At 59.4% G+C, this 18,494-nt stretch carries 14 protein-coding genes and 1 tRNA gene; 9 read left to right on the forward strand and 6 right to left on the reverse strand.

Annotated features, from left to right (window positions below):
- Positions 1 to 76: 76 nt before the first annotated feature.
- The 3 genes from ACZZ0B_RS14025 to ACZZ0B_RS14035 all read right to left on the reverse strand — a co-directional run bounded on the left by ACZZ0B_RS14025 (position 77) and on the right by ACZZ0B_RS14035 (position 3,503).
- Complete coding sequence (locus ACZZ0B_RS14025) at positions 77 to 2,323, reverse strand: hypothetical protein (protein WP_463545513.1); 2,247 nt, start codon at positions 2,321 to 2,323, stop codon at positions 77 to 79.
- A gap of 64 nt (positions 2,324 to 2,387) precedes the next feature.
- Positions 2,388 to 2,462: transfer RNA gene (locus ACZZ0B_RS14030), tRNA-Lys, on the reverse strand.
- Between the two features lie 114 nt (positions 2,463 to 2,576).
- Positions 2,577 to 3,503, reverse strand: coding sequence for a Gfo/Idh/MocA family protein (locus tag ACZZ0B_RS14035; RefSeq protein ID WP_463545514.1), 927 nt, complete (start codon positions 3,501 to 3,503; stop codon positions 2,577 to 2,579).
- Between the two features lie 187 nt (positions 3,504 to 3,690).
- Between ACZZ0B_RS14035 and ACZZ0B_RS14040 the strand changes: the two genes are divergently transcribed.
- On the forward strand, positions 3,691 to 4,740 hold the full coding sequence (locus ACZZ0B_RS14040; RefSeq protein WP_463545515.1) for an NAD(P)-dependent alcohol dehydrogenase: 1,050 nt from the start codon (positions 3,691 to 3,693) through the stop codon (positions 4,738 to 4,740).
- A 145-nt stretch (positions 4,741 to 4,885) separates the two neighbouring features.
- On the forward strand, positions 4,886 to 5,584 hold the full coding sequence (locus tag ACZZ0B_RS14045) for a tRNA (adenine(22)-N(1))-methyltransferase (RefSeq protein ID WP_463545516.1): 699 nt from the start codon (positions 4,886 to 4,888) through the stop codon (positions 5,582 to 5,584).
- 86 nt (positions 5,585 to 5,670) lie between these two features.
- Here the strand turns inward: ACZZ0B_RS14045 and ycaC (ACZZ0B_RS14050) are convergent, their stop codons facing one another.
- Positions 5,671 to 6,303, reverse strand: coding sequence for an isochorismate family cysteine hydrolase YcaC (gene ycaC, locus ACZZ0B_RS14050; RefSeq protein WP_008081401.1), 633 nt, complete (start codon positions 6,301 to 6,303; stop codon positions 5,671 to 5,673).
- 224 nt (positions 6,304 to 6,527) lie between these two features.
- On the opposite strand from ycaC (ACZZ0B_RS14050), the gene ACZZ0B_RS14055 reads away from it, so the two are divergent.
- The 3 genes from ACZZ0B_RS14055 (at position 6,528) to ACZZ0B_RS14065 (ending at position 10,535) form a co-directional block, all read left to right on the forward strand.
- Entirely contained in the window at positions 6,528 to 7,034 is a 507-nt protein-coding gene (locus ACZZ0B_RS14055; protein WP_008081399.1) for a sigma-70 family RNA polymerase sigma factor, read from the forward strand.
- On the forward strand, positions 7,031 to 7,999 hold the full coding sequence (locus tag ACZZ0B_RS14060; protein ID WP_008081398.1) for a FecR family protein: 969 nt from the start codon (positions 7,031 to 7,033) through the stop codon (positions 7,997 to 7,999). Before ACZZ0B_RS14055 ends, ACZZ0B_RS14060 begins: the two co-directional genes overlap by 4 nt.
- A 100-nt stretch (positions 8,000 to 8,099) precedes the next feature.
- A complete protein-coding gene (locus ACZZ0B_RS14065) occupies positions 8,100 to 10,535 on the forward strand; it encodes a TonB-dependent siderophore receptor (protein WP_463545517.1) in 2,436 nt (811 codons plus the stop codon).
- A gap of 78 nt (positions 10,536 to 10,613) precedes the next feature.
- Here ACZZ0B_RS14065 and ACZZ0B_RS14070 read toward each other — a convergent pair whose 3' ends face one another.
- Entirely contained in the window at positions 10,614 to 11,198 is a 585-nt protein-coding gene (locus tag ACZZ0B_RS14070; protein WP_008081396.1) for a TetR/AcrR family transcriptional regulator, read from the reverse strand.
- A 211-nt stretch (positions 11,199 to 11,409) separates the two neighbouring features.
- On the opposite strand from ACZZ0B_RS14070, the gene ACZZ0B_RS14075 reads away from it, so the two are divergent.
- From ACZZ0B_RS14075 to ACZZ0B_RS14090, 4 genes are all read left to right on the forward strand, one after another.
- Positions 11,410 to 12,087 carry a type 1 glutamine amidotransferase domain-containing protein gene (locus tag ACZZ0B_RS14075; protein WP_463545518.1) on the forward strand — a complete coding sequence of 226 codons (678 nt, stop codon included), beginning with the start codon at positions 11,410 to 11,412 and terminating at the stop codon, positions 12,085 to 12,087.
- Positions 12,088 to 12,170: 83 nt separating this feature from the next.
- The gene (locus tag ACZZ0B_RS14080; RefSeq protein WP_463545520.1) at positions 12,171 to 13,295 is read left to right on the forward strand and encodes an alkene reductase; all 1,125 of its coding nucleotides are present in this window, start codon (positions 12,171 to 12,173) and stop codon (positions 13,293 to 13,295) included.
- A gap of 210 nt (positions 13,296 to 13,505) precedes the next feature.
- Positions 13,506 to 15,044: a cryptochrome/photolyase family protein gene (locus ACZZ0B_RS14085; RefSeq protein ID WP_463545521.1), complete on the forward strand. Its 1,539-nt coding sequence runs from the start codon at positions 13,506 to 13,508 to the stop codon at positions 15,042 to 15,044.
- Positions 15,045 to 15,095: 51 nt separating this feature from the next.
- Positions 15,096 to 17,633 (forward strand): PAS domain-containing protein, encoded by a 2,538-nt coding sequence (locus ACZZ0B_RS14090; protein ID WP_463545522.1) that lies wholly within the window; start codon positions 15,096 to 15,098, stop codon positions 17,631 to 17,633.
- Between the two features lie 118 nt (positions 17,634 to 17,751).
- Here ACZZ0B_RS14090 and ycaC (ACZZ0B_RS14095) read toward each other — a convergent pair whose 3' ends face one another.
- Positions 17,752 to 18,384 carry an isochorismate family cysteine hydrolase YcaC gene (gene ycaC, locus ACZZ0B_RS14095; RefSeq protein ID WP_008081401.1) on the reverse strand — a complete coding sequence of 211 codons (633 nt, stop codon included), beginning with the start codon at positions 18,382 to 18,384 and terminating at the stop codon, positions 17,752 to 17,754.
- Positions 18,385 to 18,494: the final 110 nt, after the last annotated feature.

Consider the following 18,494-nt stretch of genomic DNA (forward strand, 5'->3'; position numbering starts at 1 on the left):
TGCTCCACAAGCCTGCTTTTCACTACGGGCTTGTGGCAGCGTCCTGGCAGATCTGCGGCGGTTCGAGGCTCAGCCGTTACGAGGGTATCAACCAGTGTCGCTCAGTGGTCCATCCCAGAAAAACCCTCGCACCTTCATCTTCTTGGCGACTCAAGGTCAACCGATGCCCGGCCGCGGCGACACGCAGCCCAACCATGGCAGGCAGAAATCTTTCCCGGAACTCACTGGATTGCACCGCAAAATGCGACTCTACGCTGTCGAGCGCAGAACGCATCATCTCGCCATCCAGCATCGACAGGTAAAACATCATTTGCCGCCAGGCATATGCGGTGTTTTTCAACATCACCAGTTGGGCATGGTAAAACTTGATTGGCATCTGCTGGCGTCTGCAAATCCAGTCGAAGCACGCCAGGGCCAACGCATTCAAACGGTGATGCAGCAGCGTTTTGAGATCCAATTCGCCAAACAAAAGCGCGAGATTGTGCGTTGTCAGAATCTGTTGCTGTTCGAGGATCTTGCCGTTAACCGCTGACTGCCACCCGCCCAAGGTGACGTTTGCACGTTGCGCGCACAGCGTCGCCAATGCATCACGGGGTTTACTTTTGCGTCGTGATCGGCGCTGATCGGGAAGGCCCGCCAGCCTATCCGTATCAATGTCGTAATAGCGGGCGTAGAGCGTTCCGGCCATCAATCTGGCCGAATGCCTGGCCGCTCTCGCAAACTTATTGGAGAACGCGCCCATGAAAATGTCAGCGGCCACCTCTTCGACGAAGGGAAGATCCAGCTTCGCCGATTCAGCCAGTGAAACAAACTCCTGCAACAGTTTGTTAGGAAGAATCGCCTGCGGAAACGCAGAGAGGGTCAATGCAGAGGCTTCGATTAACGCCTGTCTGGCGCCTGCAGTTGAGATAACGTCGGCCTCACGCTCACTCTCTAAAGCTGCGACCCAAGGTAGCTCTACAATTTTGACCTGACTTTGCAGGTTGAACAGTAACAACGATCGACGACGGCGGAAGGCACAATAAGTCGTACCAACCAACAATTGCAGCGTCCCGTCTCGATATGCAGCGCTACAAATTTCAGCTGTCATTGCTGGAAGAACCTGCGCCACGGTGTCTGCGGATGAAATCAAGCCATGGTCAATCAGTTCGGCGATAGTGCCCTTGCGGCAACGCTCAAGGCGTCGACGAACTGCAGGCGGAATAATCGTCCCGACGGTCAGCGCGTAACGCTTCGCCTCCTCGTCGGTGATGGATTTCAGCAGCGGCGAAAAGTCACTTACACCGTCCGCACCTGAATAGTTTTCCAGACGCGCCGAGACAGCTTGGGCGATCAAATGATGCGCGGGGGCTGCCACGTGATTGCGCTGCTCTGCTCGCTTAATGGAGTGTGCGTCGGATTCGGGATGGCCATGTTTGGCGACAAAGTCATCGACAATTCGCCGGATGCGACCGACGTGTCGGCCAGTCAGTGATGCTTGATCACGTGAACACTGTGCGAGTAACGCAAACAATTCCGCTGCCCGGGTCTTGAAAGGACCAAGTTTGTAAGTTTCAGCGCCACACGTTTCAACGACTTGCGTGCCGAGTGCGGTCGCGCGCTCGAACCATTCATCAGGGTAGTGCCTGCAAGGCCAGCCATCCTGATACGTCAAAAGAAACAGCGAGACCGCAGCGTCGTAAAGAGGCAGCCGATTTTCAACAACATGCTTTTGAACGGCCAGACGCGGTTGAGCCAATTGCAGGGTCAGCCGCTGTCTGACAGTTGCGGTATCAAAAACATGCACCTCGGCCGTCGAAATCGGCGGCTCGTCAATGGCAGTCGGGAAGAAACGCAGACGATCAAAGAAAGGCGCGATCTGCTCAATCAGCGTTCGTGCTTCGTCAATACGCTGATGGAGCAGAAGCCATGCCACCGTCAGCAGTGCAGCCTCCTCCGGGACATCAATCTGATAGTTGCCTTTCCCCAAACGCTCTTGTAGCGCTGTAACGCCCGCATCGGAAAGATGCCAGACATTAAGATCAAATCGTTCATGACCTGTGCGAATACCGGGGATTGACGCTGCCAACTCATGCTCGTGGGTCGTCAGATCCCCACCGGCCAGGAGTTGGCCAGTGGCGAAACCGCCCGTAGCCACTTCCAGCGTGGCCCATTCCGGTAAATCGGCAAATGGCAAGCGAGCCCCATATTGGGCGTTGCCGTTCATCAGCTGTTCGACAACCCGTTGCCAGCGCTCGACCCGATTGAGTGTCTGCGGAGCAGCATCGTTTTGCGAAGCGATCAACGCGTTAGACAGTTGATAAACCGCATAACCGGCGTTCACTCCACGGCTTTCGCCGTACTCACTGACGCGCCTTGACATACTTCCTTGTGACCCTACGATGTAATGGGTCCGGGGGCTGGATTCGAACCAGCGCCCACCCGGTTAAGAGCCGAGTGTTCTACCGCTGAACTACCCCGGAGCAGAGCGTGCATTGTCGATTAGCCTCGAAGGAATGTGAAGCTCGGTGTTGCTGGTTATGTTGCGACACAATTCCGCTGACAATTGAAAGGTCTATGGCTGGGATGGTCCTTGATCAGTCATAAAACGCCTCGACCGAGACCCGGCTCCCAACAAAAAAACTATCCGCCACCAACCGCAACGGCTGCAAATCCAGATCACAGCCCTTCTCGCCAATCAACTGCTGAAAATGCCGATACACCGCCGCGTACTCACCCTCTTCCGATACGGCCTGACGCACACCATCAATACTCAACAGCGCCCCGCCATTATCCAGTCGTAACACGCCTTCCTTGCAGCGAACCTCGATACTCCAAAGCTCATCATGCCCGTGATCAAAATCAAATTCCGCCCGCACATCAAGGTGCTGCGCGTCGGACATTTTGATCGAGGCGGCGATCGGTGATTGGCAGTTGTTCGGCACGCGCAGTTCGGCGGATTCGACAAACAGTGGCAGCGCCAGCAGGTGGGTGACGATCGACAGCGCGTTGATGCCCGGATCGAATACGCCGAGGCCGCCGGGTTGCCAGATCCAGGTCTGGCCGGGGTGCCATTTGCGCACGTCTTCTTTCCAGTCGATCTGCACGCTTTGCAAAGTGCGCGTGGCGAGCCAGTCTCGGGCGATGGCAATGCCCGGCGCGTAGCGTGAATGCCAGGCGAACAGCGCGCTGACGCCCTGCTCCGAGGCTTGATCAACCAATGCCATGGCCTCTCCCAGCGTCGCGCATGGCGGCTTTTCCACCAGCACATGTTTGCCCGCGGCCAGTGCTTGCTGCACTAAAGCAAAGCGGCCCTGCGGCGGCGTGCAGAACGCGATCGCATCAACCGGCGGGCCGTTTTCGAGCAACTCACTCAGGGACTGAAAATTCTCTACCCCGGCGCAGGGCTTGCCTTGCGTGGCAACGGACACCAGCTGAAAACCGGGGTTGGCGTGGATCGCCGGGACGTGTTGATCCTGGGCGATTTTGCCGTAACCCACCAGACCGAGACGGATCGCTTGCATCAATGACTCCTGCTTTGATTTTGTTTTAGTCAGAACCGGCAGATTACCTGCAAACAGCGCGAGCGTCTGTCGGCGCAACGTCACAAGGGCTCGCAGGATCAGGCAAGGATCGCACAGGAATGCACTACTGCACGGCGGGGCAAAACCCCAAGAATGTCCCCACGACAAATCGACTGAGGATGTTCCCATGCTTGTACAAGCCTACGGCGCCCACGCTGGCGACAACCCCCTTGAGCCCATGCAGATCGAGCGTCGCGCCCCGGCAGCCCATGACGTGCAGATCGATATCGCCTTCTGCGGCATTTGCCATTCCGACCTGCATCAGGTGCGCGCCGAGTGGGCCGGCACGCAATTCCCTTGCGTGCCGGGGCACGAGATCGTCGGTCGCGTCTCGGCGGTGGGTGCGCATGTTGCGGATTACAAGGTCGGCGATCTGGTCGGCGTCGGCTGCATCGTCGACAGTTGCAAACACTGTGATGACTGCGAAAGCGGTCTGGAAAACTACTGCGACGGCATGATCGGCACTTACAACTTCCCGACCGCGGATGCACCGGGCTGGACGCTGGGCGGCTACGCGCAAAACATCGTCGTACACGAACGCTACGTGCTGCGCATCCGCCACCCGCAAGCACAATTGGCGGCAGTCGCACCGCTGCTGTGCGCGGGCATCACCACCTATTCGCCGTTGCGCCACTGGAACGCCGGGCCGGGCAAGAAAGTCGGTGTAGTCGGCATCGGCGGTCTGGGCCACATGGGCATCAAACTGGCGCATGCCCTGGGCGCGCATGTCGTTGCCTTTACCACCTCCGAATCCAAGCGTGAGGCGGCAAAAGCGTTGGGCGCCGATGAGGTGGTGGTGTCGCGCAATGCCGAGGAAATGGCCGCGCACGCGAAGAGCTTCGACTTGATCCTCAACACCGTCGCAGCCCCACACGATCTCGATGCGTTCCTCGTGCTGCTCAAGCGTGATGGCGCGCTGACGCTGGTGGGCGCTCCGGCCACTTCGCACCCATCGCCGAACGTGTTCAACCTGATCATGAAACGCCGCACGATTGCCGGCTCGATGATCGGCGGCATTGCCGAGACTCAGGAGATGCTCGACTTCTGTGCCGAGCACGGCATCGTCTCCGACATCGAGCTGATCCGCGCCGAGCAGATCAACGATGCCTACGAGCGCATGCTCAAAGGTGACGTGAAATATCGCTTCGTGATCGATAACGCCACGCTCGCCGGCTAGTGCCGTAAGCCCATCGGCAGCGCAGTGATGCCGATGGGCCTGGTCGATTTTGTCGCCGGGATTTGACACGCCCGGCGATGCTCGACAAAGTCGCAGCCCTTTTCCGCGAAAAATGCCGCCGGTGTGGGGCGAACAGGGGTTGCCGTTGAACCAACAGACATTGTCCATGCGCCTGGAGCGCGTCGCCGCGCATGTGCCGGCCGGCGCACGACTGGCCGATATCGGCTCCGATCACGGCTATCTGCCGGCGGCGCTGATGCGGCGTGGCGTGATTGCAGCGGCGGTGGCTGGCGAAGTCGCGTTGACGCCGTTCCGTTCGGCCGAGCGCACCGTTCGCGACAACGACTTGCACGATCGCATCACGGTTCGCCTGGCCAATGGTCTGGCGGCGATCAAACCTGACGATGGCATTACCGTGATCACCGTCTGCGGCATGGGCGGCGAGACCATTCGCGACATCCTCGCCAGCGGCAAAACCCACTTGAGCGGCAGCGAACGCCTGATCCTGCAACCCAATGGCGGCGAGCAACCGCTGCGCCAATGGTTGATGGACAACGGCTACCGCATCCTCTGCGAGGAAATCCTGCGGGAGAACCGCTTCGACTACGAAATCATCGTCGCCGAACGTGACGAACCGGTGAGCTATACCGACCAGGAGTTGTACTTCGGCCCGCTACAGATGCAGGCGCGCAGCCCTGAGTTTTTAAGTAAGTGGCAACGCAAACTGCGCCACAAGCAAAACACCTTGAGCCAACTTGCCCGGGCGCAGAAAGCCCTCCCGGAAGGCACTGTGCAAGACGTCGCTCGCCAAGCACAGTGGATCAGCGAGCTGCTCGCTGGCTAAGCGGTGACTGTGGTTGACCATATAATCGCCAACGCATGCCAAAAAGCCTGCTTTTCAGGGCAGGCTTTTCGCGTAGCTGTGTCGGCTTATTTTTGCTGCGCCGTCAGCGCCGAGTAGCTGTTCATCAGGTTGCGATAGTTAGGGATGCGCTGCGACAGCAGGTTGCCCAAGCCTTCGATGTCGTTGCGCCAGTCGCGGTGCAGCTCACAGGCCACCGAGAACCAGTTCATCATCTGCGCACCGGCCTGGGTCATGCGGCTCCATGCGGCTTGCTGCACGGTGGTGTTGAAAGTCCCGGAAGCATCGGTGACCACAAACACATCAAAACCTTCCGCCAGCGCCGACAGCGTCGGGAACGCGACACAGACATCGGTTACCACACCGGCAATGATGATCTGCTTGCGACCAGTCGCCTTGATCGCTTTGACGAAGTCTTCGTTATCCCAGGCGTTGATCTGGCCTGGACGGGCTATGTACGGCGCATCCGGGAACATCTCTTTGAGTTCCGGCACCAGTGGGCCATTCGGGCCTTGTTCGAAACTGGTGGTGAGGATGGTCGGCAAGTTGAAGAACTTGGCCAGGTCAGCCAGGGCCAGCACGTTGTTCTTGAACTCGTTCGGCGAGAAGTCCTGCACCAGCGAAATCAGCCCGGTCTGGTGATCGACCAGCAGCACGATGGCGTCGTCTTTGTTCAGGCGGTTGTAAGTTGGAGTGGTCATGGTCTGCGTCCCTTTTCGATGTTGGAAGTTGTTGTTGCGTTCAAGTTGGGTACAGATTACTGACGCATCGAAGGGGGATAAATCGGTTGAAAAGCGTTTTACCGTCAACCTATTCAGGACAATCAACTTCGCCTCTCTCGGCAAAAACGCAGGGACATTGCACGGTATCCGCTGGCACAGGTAGTATTGAGAGAGATTCTCACTAACATCTGGAAAGACCACCAGTGCACTCTCCTCCGTCCAGCAAGCTGGGATTCTTTTTCAGCGACCATCACCGTTGGCTGCTGCAACACATCAACCGGCAGGTGCGCAATCACGCGGACGCCGAGGACACCGCCGCCGATACGTTTTGCCAGTTGCTGGTGGCACGCGTCGATCCGGACAGCATCGACCAGCCGCGCGCTTACCTGTCGACGATTGCGCGGCGGTTGATCTTTGACCGTCATCGCCGACGCAAACTGGAACACGCCTACCTGGAGCGTTTGTCTACGCTGCCGGAAGTGCTGGTGCCCTCCCCCGAAGAGCAACTGCAACTGATTGAAGCACTGGTGGCCATCGACCGGGCGATCGATGGTTTGCCAATGATCGTCAAAGCCACGTTCCTTTACAGCCAACTGGACGGGCTGAGCTACGTGGCGATTGCGCAAAAACTCGGGCTGTCGGAGCGGACGGTCAGCCGCTACATGAAACAGGCTTTGCGCCAGTGCTTTCTATGTGAAATGGCCTCATGAGCAAGGCGCGCCTGGACCCGGTCAGCGAGCAAGCCATCGACTGGATGGTCAAACTTCGCGCTGCCACACCTGACACTGCCACGCAGGCGCGTTTCGACGCCTGGCTGGCGAGCGATCGCGCGCACAGCCAGGCGTGGGACAAACTGCAGGAGCGGCTCGGCGCTTCGTTCAACACCGTTCGCACGCTGGACCGGCGCTTGCCCGGCCAGGCCAGCGAAGCCCGCCAGGTGTTATTGCAGCCGCAGGCTTCGCGCCGCGATGCCCTGCGCGTGATCGCTGGCCTGGGCTTGCTCGGCGGCAGTTTATGGCTGGGCAGCAAAAGTCAGTTCGGCGAATCGTTGCTGGCCGATCTGCACACCGGGCGCGGCCAGCGGCAGAATTTCAATCTGAGCGATGGCAGCCGTCTGAGCCTGAACGCTGACAGCGCGGTGGATTTGCGCTTCGATGGTCAGCAGCGCATGGTCATTCTGCGCCACGGCGAACTGCTGATCGACGTCGCACCCGACTCGCGCCGCCCACTGATCGTGCGCACCGCCGAAGGTGACATGCGTGCTCTGGGCACCCGTTTTCTGGTCGCTCAGGAGCAGGACGCCAGTCGCCTCGTGGTGTTGCAGCATTCGGTCGAAGCGCGGCTGTTCGACGGCACTACACAAATCGTCAGGGAAGGTCAGGCGGCGGTGCTTTCTTCGCGCACTATCACGTTGGCCAGCGGTGATGAGCGTCGGCGTGCCGATTGGTTGAACGGCCGATTGAATGTGCTGGATGAATCCCTGGCGCAAGTGGTCGAGGCCCTGCGCCCCTACTGTCGAGGATTTGTCCGTGTCGCTCCCGACGTTCGAAGCTTGCGCGTACAAGGTGTGTTCCCGCTGGACGATCCCGAGCGGACCTTTAATGCCCTGGCCGAAACGCTGCCCATTCGAGTCGATCGCTACAGCCCCTGGCTGACCTTGATCAGTAAAAAATGAGCCGGAAAAAATATTTTATGAAAATCGTTCTTGTTTGTGTCCGGTTTTCATTTCTCATCGCACCTATCTCCTGACACTTGCACAAAAACAGGAGATTGTTGTGTTCAACACGTGGCCCCGTAACCTTTACGCTGGCGTTGCCTTGGCAACGCTGTCGACCTCAGCGCTGGCGCAAGACCTGACGTTCAACCTGCCGGCCGGCCCTTTGGCCAGCACGCTCAATGCCATCGCCGGTCAGAGCGGGCAGATCATTTCGCTGGAGCCTGCGCTGGTTCAGGGCAAACGTGCTCCGGCGGTGGTCGGGCAGATGCCGGCCGCGCAGGCGATGCAAAAAGCCTTGTCGGGCAGCGGTTTGCAGCTGCGCGTGACGGGGCAAGGCAACTTCAGCGTCGAACCCGCCAGCGACAGCAGCGCCTCCCTGCAACTGGACGCCACCAACATCGTTGAACGCAGCCTCGACGCTACCACCGAAGGCTCGAACTCCTACGCCGCGCGTGCCGTGACCATCGGCAAAGGCACGCACACGCTCAAGGAAATTCCGCAGTCGATCACCGTGATGACGCGCAAGCAGCTGGACGATCAGGATCTGGTTGATCTCAAAGACGCGGTGAACAAAACCACCGGTCTGGTCGGCCTTCAGGGCGTGGGCAAAGGCATGATCATTTCCTCGCGCGGCTTCCAGATCGATGACTGGCAGTACGACGGTGTACCGATCTCGCGCAACACTTACGCCTTGGGCAACTGGGCGACCCAGGATCTGATTTTCTTCGATCGCGTGGAAATCTTGCGCGGCGCCTCCGGCCTGCTGCAAGGCACCGGCAGCCCCGGCGGCGCGATCAATCTGGTGCGCAAGCGCGGCCAAAACGCGCCCACCGTGACCATCACCGGCAAGGCCGGTTCGTGGGATCACTACGGCCTGCAACTGGACGCCGGCGGCCCGTTGAATTCGACGGGCAGCGTGCGCGGTCGCTTCGTTGCCGACGAAGACCAGAGCCAATCGTTCGTCGATTACGAATGGAGCAAAACCCACTCGCTGTACGGCGCGCTGGACTTTGATCTGCGCGACGACACCACCCTCGGTCTGGCCATCAGCAACTCCGATGGCGAGTCGCGCCCGATGATCCGTGGCCTGCCCCGCTACGCCGACGGCAAGCCGCTGAACGTGCCGCGCTCGACCTACGGCGGCGCGCGCTGGAACCATCTGGACATCGACGTCACCACGCTGTACGCCGATCTGGAGCACCGCTTCAATGACGACTGGGCGTTCAAGGTCGGTGCGGTGCGCATGGACGAAACCAACAAGGGCAAAAGCCAGCGTCTGCAAACCAGCGGCGACGGCATCAACCCCGATGGCAGTGGCATTCAGTACGCCGACTTCGTCACCGATTTCGATGCGACCAAGCTCGGTCTGGACATGAACGTCACCGGCAAGTTCGAAGCGCTGTCCATGGCCCACGAAGTAATGCTCGGCGGCAACTACTCGAAATACACCAGCGACGACAAAATCGCCCGAACCTTCAACAACAACACCACTGACACGATTTTTGACATCGATCACGACCGCCCTGAGATCAGCTACGAAGGCATTCTCAACACGCCGGGCGGCCAAGCCACGCCGAGCAAATATGATATTCGGCAGAAAGGTTTGTATGGCAGCTGGCGGATCAAGCCGATCGATCCACTGACCCTCGTACTCGGCTCGCGCGTCAGTTGGTACGACTACAGCTACAAGTACGCGACGCAAAGAGCCTTCAATGCGGCGATCCCACAACCGGAAAGCACTGTGACGGAAACCGGCGTGGTCACGCCGTACGCCGGCATCGTCTACGACTTGAGCCGCGAGTGGGCGGTGTACGCCAGCTACACCGACGTCTTCGAGCCACAGACCAACCGCGATGCCGGTGGCTCAACACTGAAACCGGTGGTGGGCAGCAACTACGAAGTCGGTTTGAAGGGCGAATTGCTGGACGGCCGGGTCAACACCTCGCTGGCCGTATTCCGCTATGACCAGGAGAACCGCGCCATCAACGACCTCGCGTCGGGCATGGTCTGCGACGGTTGGTATTGCTCCAACGCTGCCGGCAAAGTCCGCAGCCAGGGGATCGAAGCCGAGATCAGCGGTGAAGTCCTGAACAACCTGCAACTGTTCGCCGGCTACACCTACAACACCACCAAGTACCTGGATGACCCGGACAACGAAGGCAAAGTCTTCAGCACCTGGACACCGAAGCACATGCTGCGGGTGTGGGGCGATTACCAGTTCAGCGGCGATTGGGAACGCGTCAGCACCGGCCTCGGTTTCACCGCGCAAAGCCATACGCTGGGTTATGAACACACCTACGATGTGGCGGGCTCCACCGTATGGAGCGCGCGCCTCGGCTACCAGTTGAGCAAGGAAATCGGTCTGGCGGTCAACGCCAACAACCTGTTCGACAAGCGCTACTACACCTCCGCGTACAACCAGCTCAACGGCAACAACAACTTCGGCGACCCGCGCAATGTGATGTTCAGCGTGAAGTACACGCCGGAGTTTTGATCTCGTCAGGGTGAGCAACACCGACCTGCCACCGTTGCTTAGCGGCAGGTCGGCGCCGTTGAACCGTTGAATCGATGATCAGACGCGCAGCAGTTGCTGCGTAGTAGCCATCGAGGTATTCAGCGATTGCCCGGTGCGCTGCAATTTGTTCAGCAGACTCGCGCCCAGCCACAGCTGGTAGAGGGTCTCCGCCAGATGCCGGGCATCACCCGCCGGCAGGCTTTTTTCCGCCTGACCTTGTTCGATGCATTCGGCGATGCGCGCCACCACTTGCTCGGCGCCGTCACGCAAGGTGAGGCGCATCGACTCGGACAAGTCGGCAACTTCGGCGCTGAGTTTGACCACCAGACATTCATCGCCATGCCCTTCCAGCGTGCAGCGATCCTGCCAGCCCTGCCAGTAATCCATCAGCCGCTCATAAGCCGTCAGCCCCGGCAGCGTCAGGCGTCGCTCCATGTCGGCGAGGTAGCCGACGAAGTAATCCGCGAGCAAGGCCTGGCCGTACAGCTCCTTCGACTTGAAGTAGTGATAGAACGAGCCCTTGGGCACGCCGGCGGTTTGCAGGATTTCGTTGAGGCCGACACTGGTGAAGCCCTTCTCGGCCATCATCCGGTGGCCGGTGTCGAGCAAATGTTGGCGGGTGTCGTCGTAAGTCGGTTTCATGGGGCGCAAAGTACCAGACAATAGACCAGTCGTATATTTCAGAAGATGGCGAGTTTGCCACAGCTGCCGAGGAAAAACCTGCACGCGAAAAAATTACTAGACGACTGGTCTAATTGGAATCTATGCTGCGCCCCGTCAACCGCTTTTCCGGGTGTCGACGCCAGGCGAATCCCTCGCACGGCGAGTCCACCTGATCAATCCAGGGTGCTCTATGAAAATCTTGATGGTTTTGACTTCACACGATCAACTCGGCAACACCGGCAAGAAAACCGGTTTCTGGCTGGAAGAATTCGCCGCCCCCTACTTCGCCTTCAAGGACGCCGGTGCCGACATCACGCTGGTGTCGCCGGCCGGCGGTCAACCGCCGCTCGACCCGAAAAGCGAGGAACCTGGTGCGCAGACTGCCGAGACCGATCGCTTCCGTAACGACCCAGCGGCACAACAGGCACTGGCCAATACCGGACGCTTGGCGGATGTCCGCGCTGACGATTTCGATGCGGTGTTTTACCCAGGTGGCCACGGCCCGCTGTGGGATCTGGCCGAAGACGCGCATTCGATTGACTTGATTCAAGCCTTCGACCGCAGCAACAAACCCCACGGTTTTGTCTGCCACGCGCCAGGTGTATTGCGTCACGTGGTGGCGGCAGACGGCCAACCGCTGATTGCCGGTCGCGCAGTCACTGGTTTCACCAATTCGGAAGAAGCCGCCGTCGGCCTCACCGACGTCGTGCCGTTCCTGATCGAAGACGAGTTCCAGCGTCTCGGCGGGCGTTACTCGAAGGTTACTGACTGGCAAGTGCATGTAGTCACTGACGGGCAACTGGTCACCGGCCAGAACCCTGCCAGCTCCGCTGCGGTGGCCGAACAACTGTTGAAAATGCTCGGTTGATTCAGCATCTGACTATTCAGTACTTATTTTTTTATCTCGCTAATAGTCGACTGGTCTAATAAACCAGTCGACAAGGTATTTGCATGAACCACAGCAGTTATTTCCAACCCGCGACACTGGGCCTGCACACCCTGAAAAACCGTATCGTGCTGCCGCCCCTCACCCGCCAGCGCAGTACGCAACCGGGCAACATTGCCAATGAATTGATGGCTGAGTATTACCAGCAACGTGCCGGCGCAGGTTTGCTGGTGACTGAAGGCACACAGATCGAGCCGCGTGGCCAGGGTTACGCGTGGACGCCGGGTATCCACACCGCCGAGCAAATCGCCGGCTGGCGCAAAGTCACCGAGGCTGTGCACGCGGTGGACGGGGTGATCTTCGCCCAACTCTGGCATGTTGGCCGCGTGTCGCACACCGCGTTGCAACCCGACGGTGCGGCGCCGGTCTCGGCGTCCGCCGTGGCCACCGACCGGGTCAGCGTGTTCATCGAAACCGCGCCGGGCGCCGGCGCACTGGTACCGCCTTCGGCGCCGCGCGCGCTGAGCACCGATGAGGTCGAGGAACTGGTGCAGCTGTATATCCAGGCGGCGCGCAATGCCATGGAAGCAGGGTTCGACGGCATCGAACTGCACTGCGCCAATGGCTATCTGGTCAACCAGTTCATCTCGGCCCACAGCAACCTGCGCACCGATCAGTACGGTGGTTCGCTGGACAATCGCCTGCGCTTTTTGCGTGAAGTGGTGGCCGGTGTCGCCGAATGCATCGGCAAGGAAAAGGTCGGCGTACGTTTTGCGCCGCTGTTCACCACCACCGATGAAGCGCGGACTTACCTCGGTATGGTCGAGGAAGACCCGCACACCACCTACATCGAAGCGATCAAGATTCTGCAAGACGTCGGCATTGCTTACCTGTCCATCGCCGAAGCCGATTGGGACAACGCACCCGCCATGCCGCTCACGTTTCGCCAGGCCGTGCGCGACACCTTCAGTGGCGCGATCATTTACGCCGGCCGCTACAACGCCGAATCCGGTGCGCAGTTGCTCGACTCCGGACTGGCCGACTTCGTCGCGTTCGGCCGGCCGTTCATGGCCAACCCGGATCTGCCCGCACGCATCGCCAATGACTGGCCGCTGAACGCCTTGAACCCGGCCACAGTGTATGGCGGCAATGCCGAAGGCTACGTGGATTACCCATTGTATAGCGGGTAATCGCTAAGCATCAGAAGACCCAAAGCATGCGCCACCATTATTGGGGAGCGCATGCTTTAGACGCTATCGCCAGCGCTGAATGATTTGGCATAGCTGACCCTTCGCGAAAAATACCTATACAAATCCATATTTTCGTACAACTATTTGAAAGCAGACCCTTGCCGGTTCACGGCAACCCATTGCGCCTTCGATCGGGCTGAAGCCTTTCAAATGAAAAACGTCAAACGCTTGTGCCTGGTTCTGGGCGACCAACTGTCTTTCGACCTCGCTTCATTACAGGGGATTGATGGCGCTGGTGATGCAGTGCTGCTGGTCGAGGTGATGGAGGAAGCAACCCACGTTGCCCACCATCCACAGAAGATCGCCCTGATCTTCAGCGCCATGCGCCACTTTGCTCAAGCCCTGCACAGGCGCGGCATACCTGTGCACTACGTGCGCCTCGACGATCGCGAAAACACCGGTTCAGTGCCCAGCGAATTAAAGCGCTGGCAAACCCTGCTGCAGGCGCAAGAAGTACACGTCACTGAGTGCGGCGACTGGCGTCTGGAGCAATCTCTGCGTGAATGCGCGGTTGCTATCCAATGGCACACCGACACGCGCTTCCTCTGTTCTCGCGACGAGTTCGCCGCGTGGGCTGCCGAGAAAAAACAGCTGCGCATGGAGTTCTTCTACCGCGAGATGCGCCGTAAAAGCGGCTTGTTGCTCAATGGCGACGGCACGCCCGTCGGTGGCGCCTGGAATTACGATGCCGAGAACCGCAAGGCTCTGCCGAAAAATGCCAAAGCGCCCTACCCGGCCAGATTTACCGCCGATGCAATAACCGACGAGGTGCTGGCGTTGGTGCGCGAGCGTTTCGCCGGTCACTACGGTGCACTGGATGATTTCAACTATCCGGTGACACACGCCGACGCGCAGACCCTGTGGGAATACTTTCTCGACTATGGACTGGCCGGTTTCGGCGACTATCAGGACGCCATGGCCAGCGACGAACCCTATCTGTTTCATGCGCGCATCAGCGCCGCACTGAACATCGGTTTGCTCGATCTGCGCCAGTTGTGCAGCGATGTCGAGTCCGCTTATTGGTCTGGCCACATTGCCCTGAATGCAGCCGAAGGATTCATCCGGCAACTGATCGGCTGGCGTGAATATGTACATGGCGTCTACTGGCTGAAAATGCCCGGGTACGCCGAGGGCAATGTGTTCGGTAACCAGCGGCCCTTGCCGGAGTTCTACTGGACCGGCGAAACGCAGATGAACTGCATGCGCCAAGCGATCGGTCAGAGCCTCAAACACGCCTACGCCCATCACATCCAGCGCTTGATGGTGACCGGCAATTTCGCCCTGCTGGCCGGGATTGCACCGAGCCAGATCTGCGAATGGTACCTGGCCATCTATATGGACGCGTTTGATTGGGTCGAACTGCCCAACACGCTGGGCATGGTCATGCACGCCGACGGTGGTTATCTCGGCTCCAAGCCTTACTGTGCCAGCGGCCAGTACATCAATCGAATGTCCGATTACTGTGGCGGTTGCACCTACAAGGTGCGCGAAACCACTACCGACGACGCCTGCCCGTTCAATGCGCTGTACTGGCATTTCCTCATGCGCCATGGCGATTTGCTGCGTGGCAATCAGCGCATGGGCATGATCTACAAAAACCTCGACCGCATGCCCGAAGTGAAACAGCGGGCATTGTGGCAGCGCGGCCAGCGGCTGCTCGACACACTGGATAACGGCGAAGCGCTCTGAACGTTGCGGGTGTCTTGCTGCGGTGCAACTTAAGCGTGACGCCCCCGGTCAATGGGTGAGATGGCGACTGGATGTGCGTTCGACACACTGATTGGACTCAGACCAGAAAATCAACAAGGCACGAGTGGTGGAATTCTGAAAAACCTTACCCGCGAGGAACTCGAGTCCGAAGTCACGCGCCTGCGTCTGGCCGTCAAGATGACCTGCGACGCGGTCTGGGACTGGGATCTGCAGACTGACCAGATCACCTGGAACGATGCACTGCAAGAGGCGTATGGCTATGCTTCGGGCACCATCGAGCCGACCTGTGACTGGCGGTTTGCGCAGATTCATCCGCAGGATCGCGCGCGTGTAAAGGCATCGATCGATACCGCGATCAATGGCTCCGGCACAGCCTGGAACGCGGAATACCGGTTCCGTTGTGAAGACGGCACCTACGCTGAAGTGCTGGATCGCGGGCACCTGATCCGCAACGGCGATGGCCGGGCCGAGCGCATGATTGGCGCCATGCTCGACCTGACACGCTCGCGCAGAGCCGAAACCGCATTGCGCCTGAGCGAAGAGCGCTTCGCCACGATTCTGGAAACCATCGAGGCGGCGTTCGCCATCGTCAAAGTCAAGTTCGACGCCGACGATCGCCCCGTGGACTATTGCTTCGTCGAGGCCAACCCCGCGTTCGAACGTCAGGCCGGCGTCAACCTGCGGGGCAAATGGGTCACCGAGTTTGCGCCCAACCTGGAAAGCTTCTGGTTCGAAACCTATGGACACGTCGCCAAGACCGGTGAACCGGCAAACTTCGAAAACTACGCCAACACCTTCGAGCGCTGGTTCGATGTGCGAGCCGTGCGGGTGGGTGATCCTGCGGATCGGCAAATCGCAATCTTCTTCAGCGACGTCACCGAGCGGCGCGATGCCCAGGAACGTCTGCTCGTCAGCGAGGCCGTCGCCAAGGAAAACGTCGAACGCGTGCAACTCGCCCTCGCCGCAGGGGCGATTATCGGCACTTGGCACTGGGACCTGCTCACCGACCGTTTCACCGTCGACGAAGCCTTCGCCCGGGTGTTCAATCTTGATCCGGCGCTGGGGCGTGACGGCCTGAGCCTGGAACAAGTGGTGACCACCGTGCATCCTGATGACCGGGACGAACTCACGGATGCGATCAACGCAGTGATTGCCCGTGGCGGCGCCTACTCCCATCAATACCGGGTGTGCGGTGCGGATGGAAAATACACCTGGATCGAAGCCAACGGCCGCGTCGAATGCGCCGATGACGGCACGCCGCGACGCTTTCCCGGCGTGCTAATCGATGTTGAAGATCGTCGCAACGTCGAAGCGGAACGCGACCGCGCGACGGCGGCGTTGCGCGCACTCAACGACACGCTGGAACAGCGGGTGTCGGAGCGCACCACGGACCTTATGCAGGCGGAAGAGAAGCTGCGCCAATCGCAGAAAATGGAAGCCGTCGGGCAACTGACGGGCGGTTTGGCGCATGACTTCAACAACCTTCTGGCCGGCATTTCGGCCGCCCTGGAATTGATGCAAAAGCGCATCGCCCAGGACCGTCTGAAGGACGTCGACAAATACATGGTGATCGCCCAGGACGCGGCCAGGCGTGCAGCGGCACTGACCCATCGTCTGCTGGCCTTCTCCAGACGACAGACCCTCGATCCACGGCCGACGGATGTCAACTCGCTGGTGGATGGCATGAGCGAACTGATCCAGCGCTCCGTAGGCCCCAGTATTCGCCTGAAAACCCACGCTGCACCCGAGCTGTGGCCGGCACTCGTCGACGCCAGCCAGCTGGAAAACGCGCTTCTGAACCTGTGCATCAACGCCCGGGATGCGATGCCTGACGGGGGGCGAATAACGGTCGAGACCGCCAATCGATCGATCGACGATGAAGCAGCCCGCGCGCTGGACATCCCCCAAGGGCAATACCTGTGCCTGTGCGTCACCGACACCGGTACGGGCATGAGCGCAGAGGTCATCGCCAAAGCCTTCGACCCCTTCTTCACCACCAAACCCATCGGCCAGGGCACGGGCCTGGGGTTGTCGATGATTTACGGTTTTACCAAACAATCCGGCGGCCAGGTGCGCGTGCATTCGCAAGTGGGCCAAGGCACGACGATGTGCATCTATCTGCCGCGCTATCACGGCGAGACCCGCCACGATCAAGCTGACCTGCGCAGCACGCCGGCAGCGCATGCAAAAACTGGTGAAACGATCCTCATCGTCGACGACGAACCCACCGTTCGAACACTGCTTAAAGACGTATTGGGCGACCTCGGCTACCACTTGCTTGAAGCCGCCGACAGTGTCGAAGGCCTGGAAGCGCTGCGCTCCGGTGCACACATCGATTTGCTGATCACCGATGTCGGCCTCCCGGGCGGCATGAACGGACGCCAGATGGCCGATGCGGGGAGGCAGATCAGGCCCAGGTTGAAGACCCTGTTCATCACCGGTTACGCCGAAAACGCAGTGCTCGGCAGTGGCCAGCTCGGGCCAGGCATGCAGGTATTGACCAAGCCTTTTGCGGTCGACACGCTGGTCTTGCGGGTGAGGAACCTGATGGCTGCCAGGGTTGACTGAGGCGCGCCATCGCACGGTTTGGCCTGCCGTCTTCGCCGGATAGCGCCCAACCATTTTTCAGGCTCGCCAATAAAGAAAGCCTGCTTTATAAGCAGGCTTTTCGATTCACGGCTTCAGCTTATTTCTGCTGCGCCGTCAGCGCCGAGTAGCTGTTCATCAGGTTGCGATAGTTAGGGATGCGCTGCGACAGCAGGTTGCCCAAGCCTTCAATATCGTTGCGCCAGTCGCGGTGCAACTCACAGGCTACCGAGAACCAGTTCATCATCTGCGCACCGGCCTGAGTCATGCGGCTCCATGCGGCCTGCTGCACGGTGGTGTTGAAAGTCCCGGAAGCATCGGTGACCACGAACACATCAAAACCTTCCGCCAGTGCCGACAGCGTCGGGAACGCGACACAGACATCGGTTACCACACCGGCAATGATGATCTGCTTGCGGCCAGTCGCCTTGATCGCTTTGACGAAGTCTTCGTTATCCCAGGCGTTGATCTGGCCTGGACGGGCGATGTACGGCGCATCCGGGAACATCTCTTTCAATTCCGGTACCAGCGGGCCATTCGGGCCTTGTTCGAAACTGGTGGTGAGGATAGTCGGCAAGTTGAAGAACTTGGCCAGGTCAGCCAGGGCCAGCACGTTGTTCTTGAACTCGTTCGGCGAGAAGTCCTGCACCAGCGAAATCAGCCCGGTCTGGTGGTCGACCAGCAGCACGATGGCGTCGTCTTTGTTCAGGCGGTTGTAGGTTGGAGTGGTCATGGTCTGCGTCCCTTTTCGATGTTGGAAGTTGTTGTTGCGTTCAAGTTGGGTACAGATTACTGACGCATCGAAGGGGGATAAATCGGCTGAATAGCGTTTCACCGTCAACT

Source organism: Pseudomonas sp. AC247, assembly GCF_979258015.1.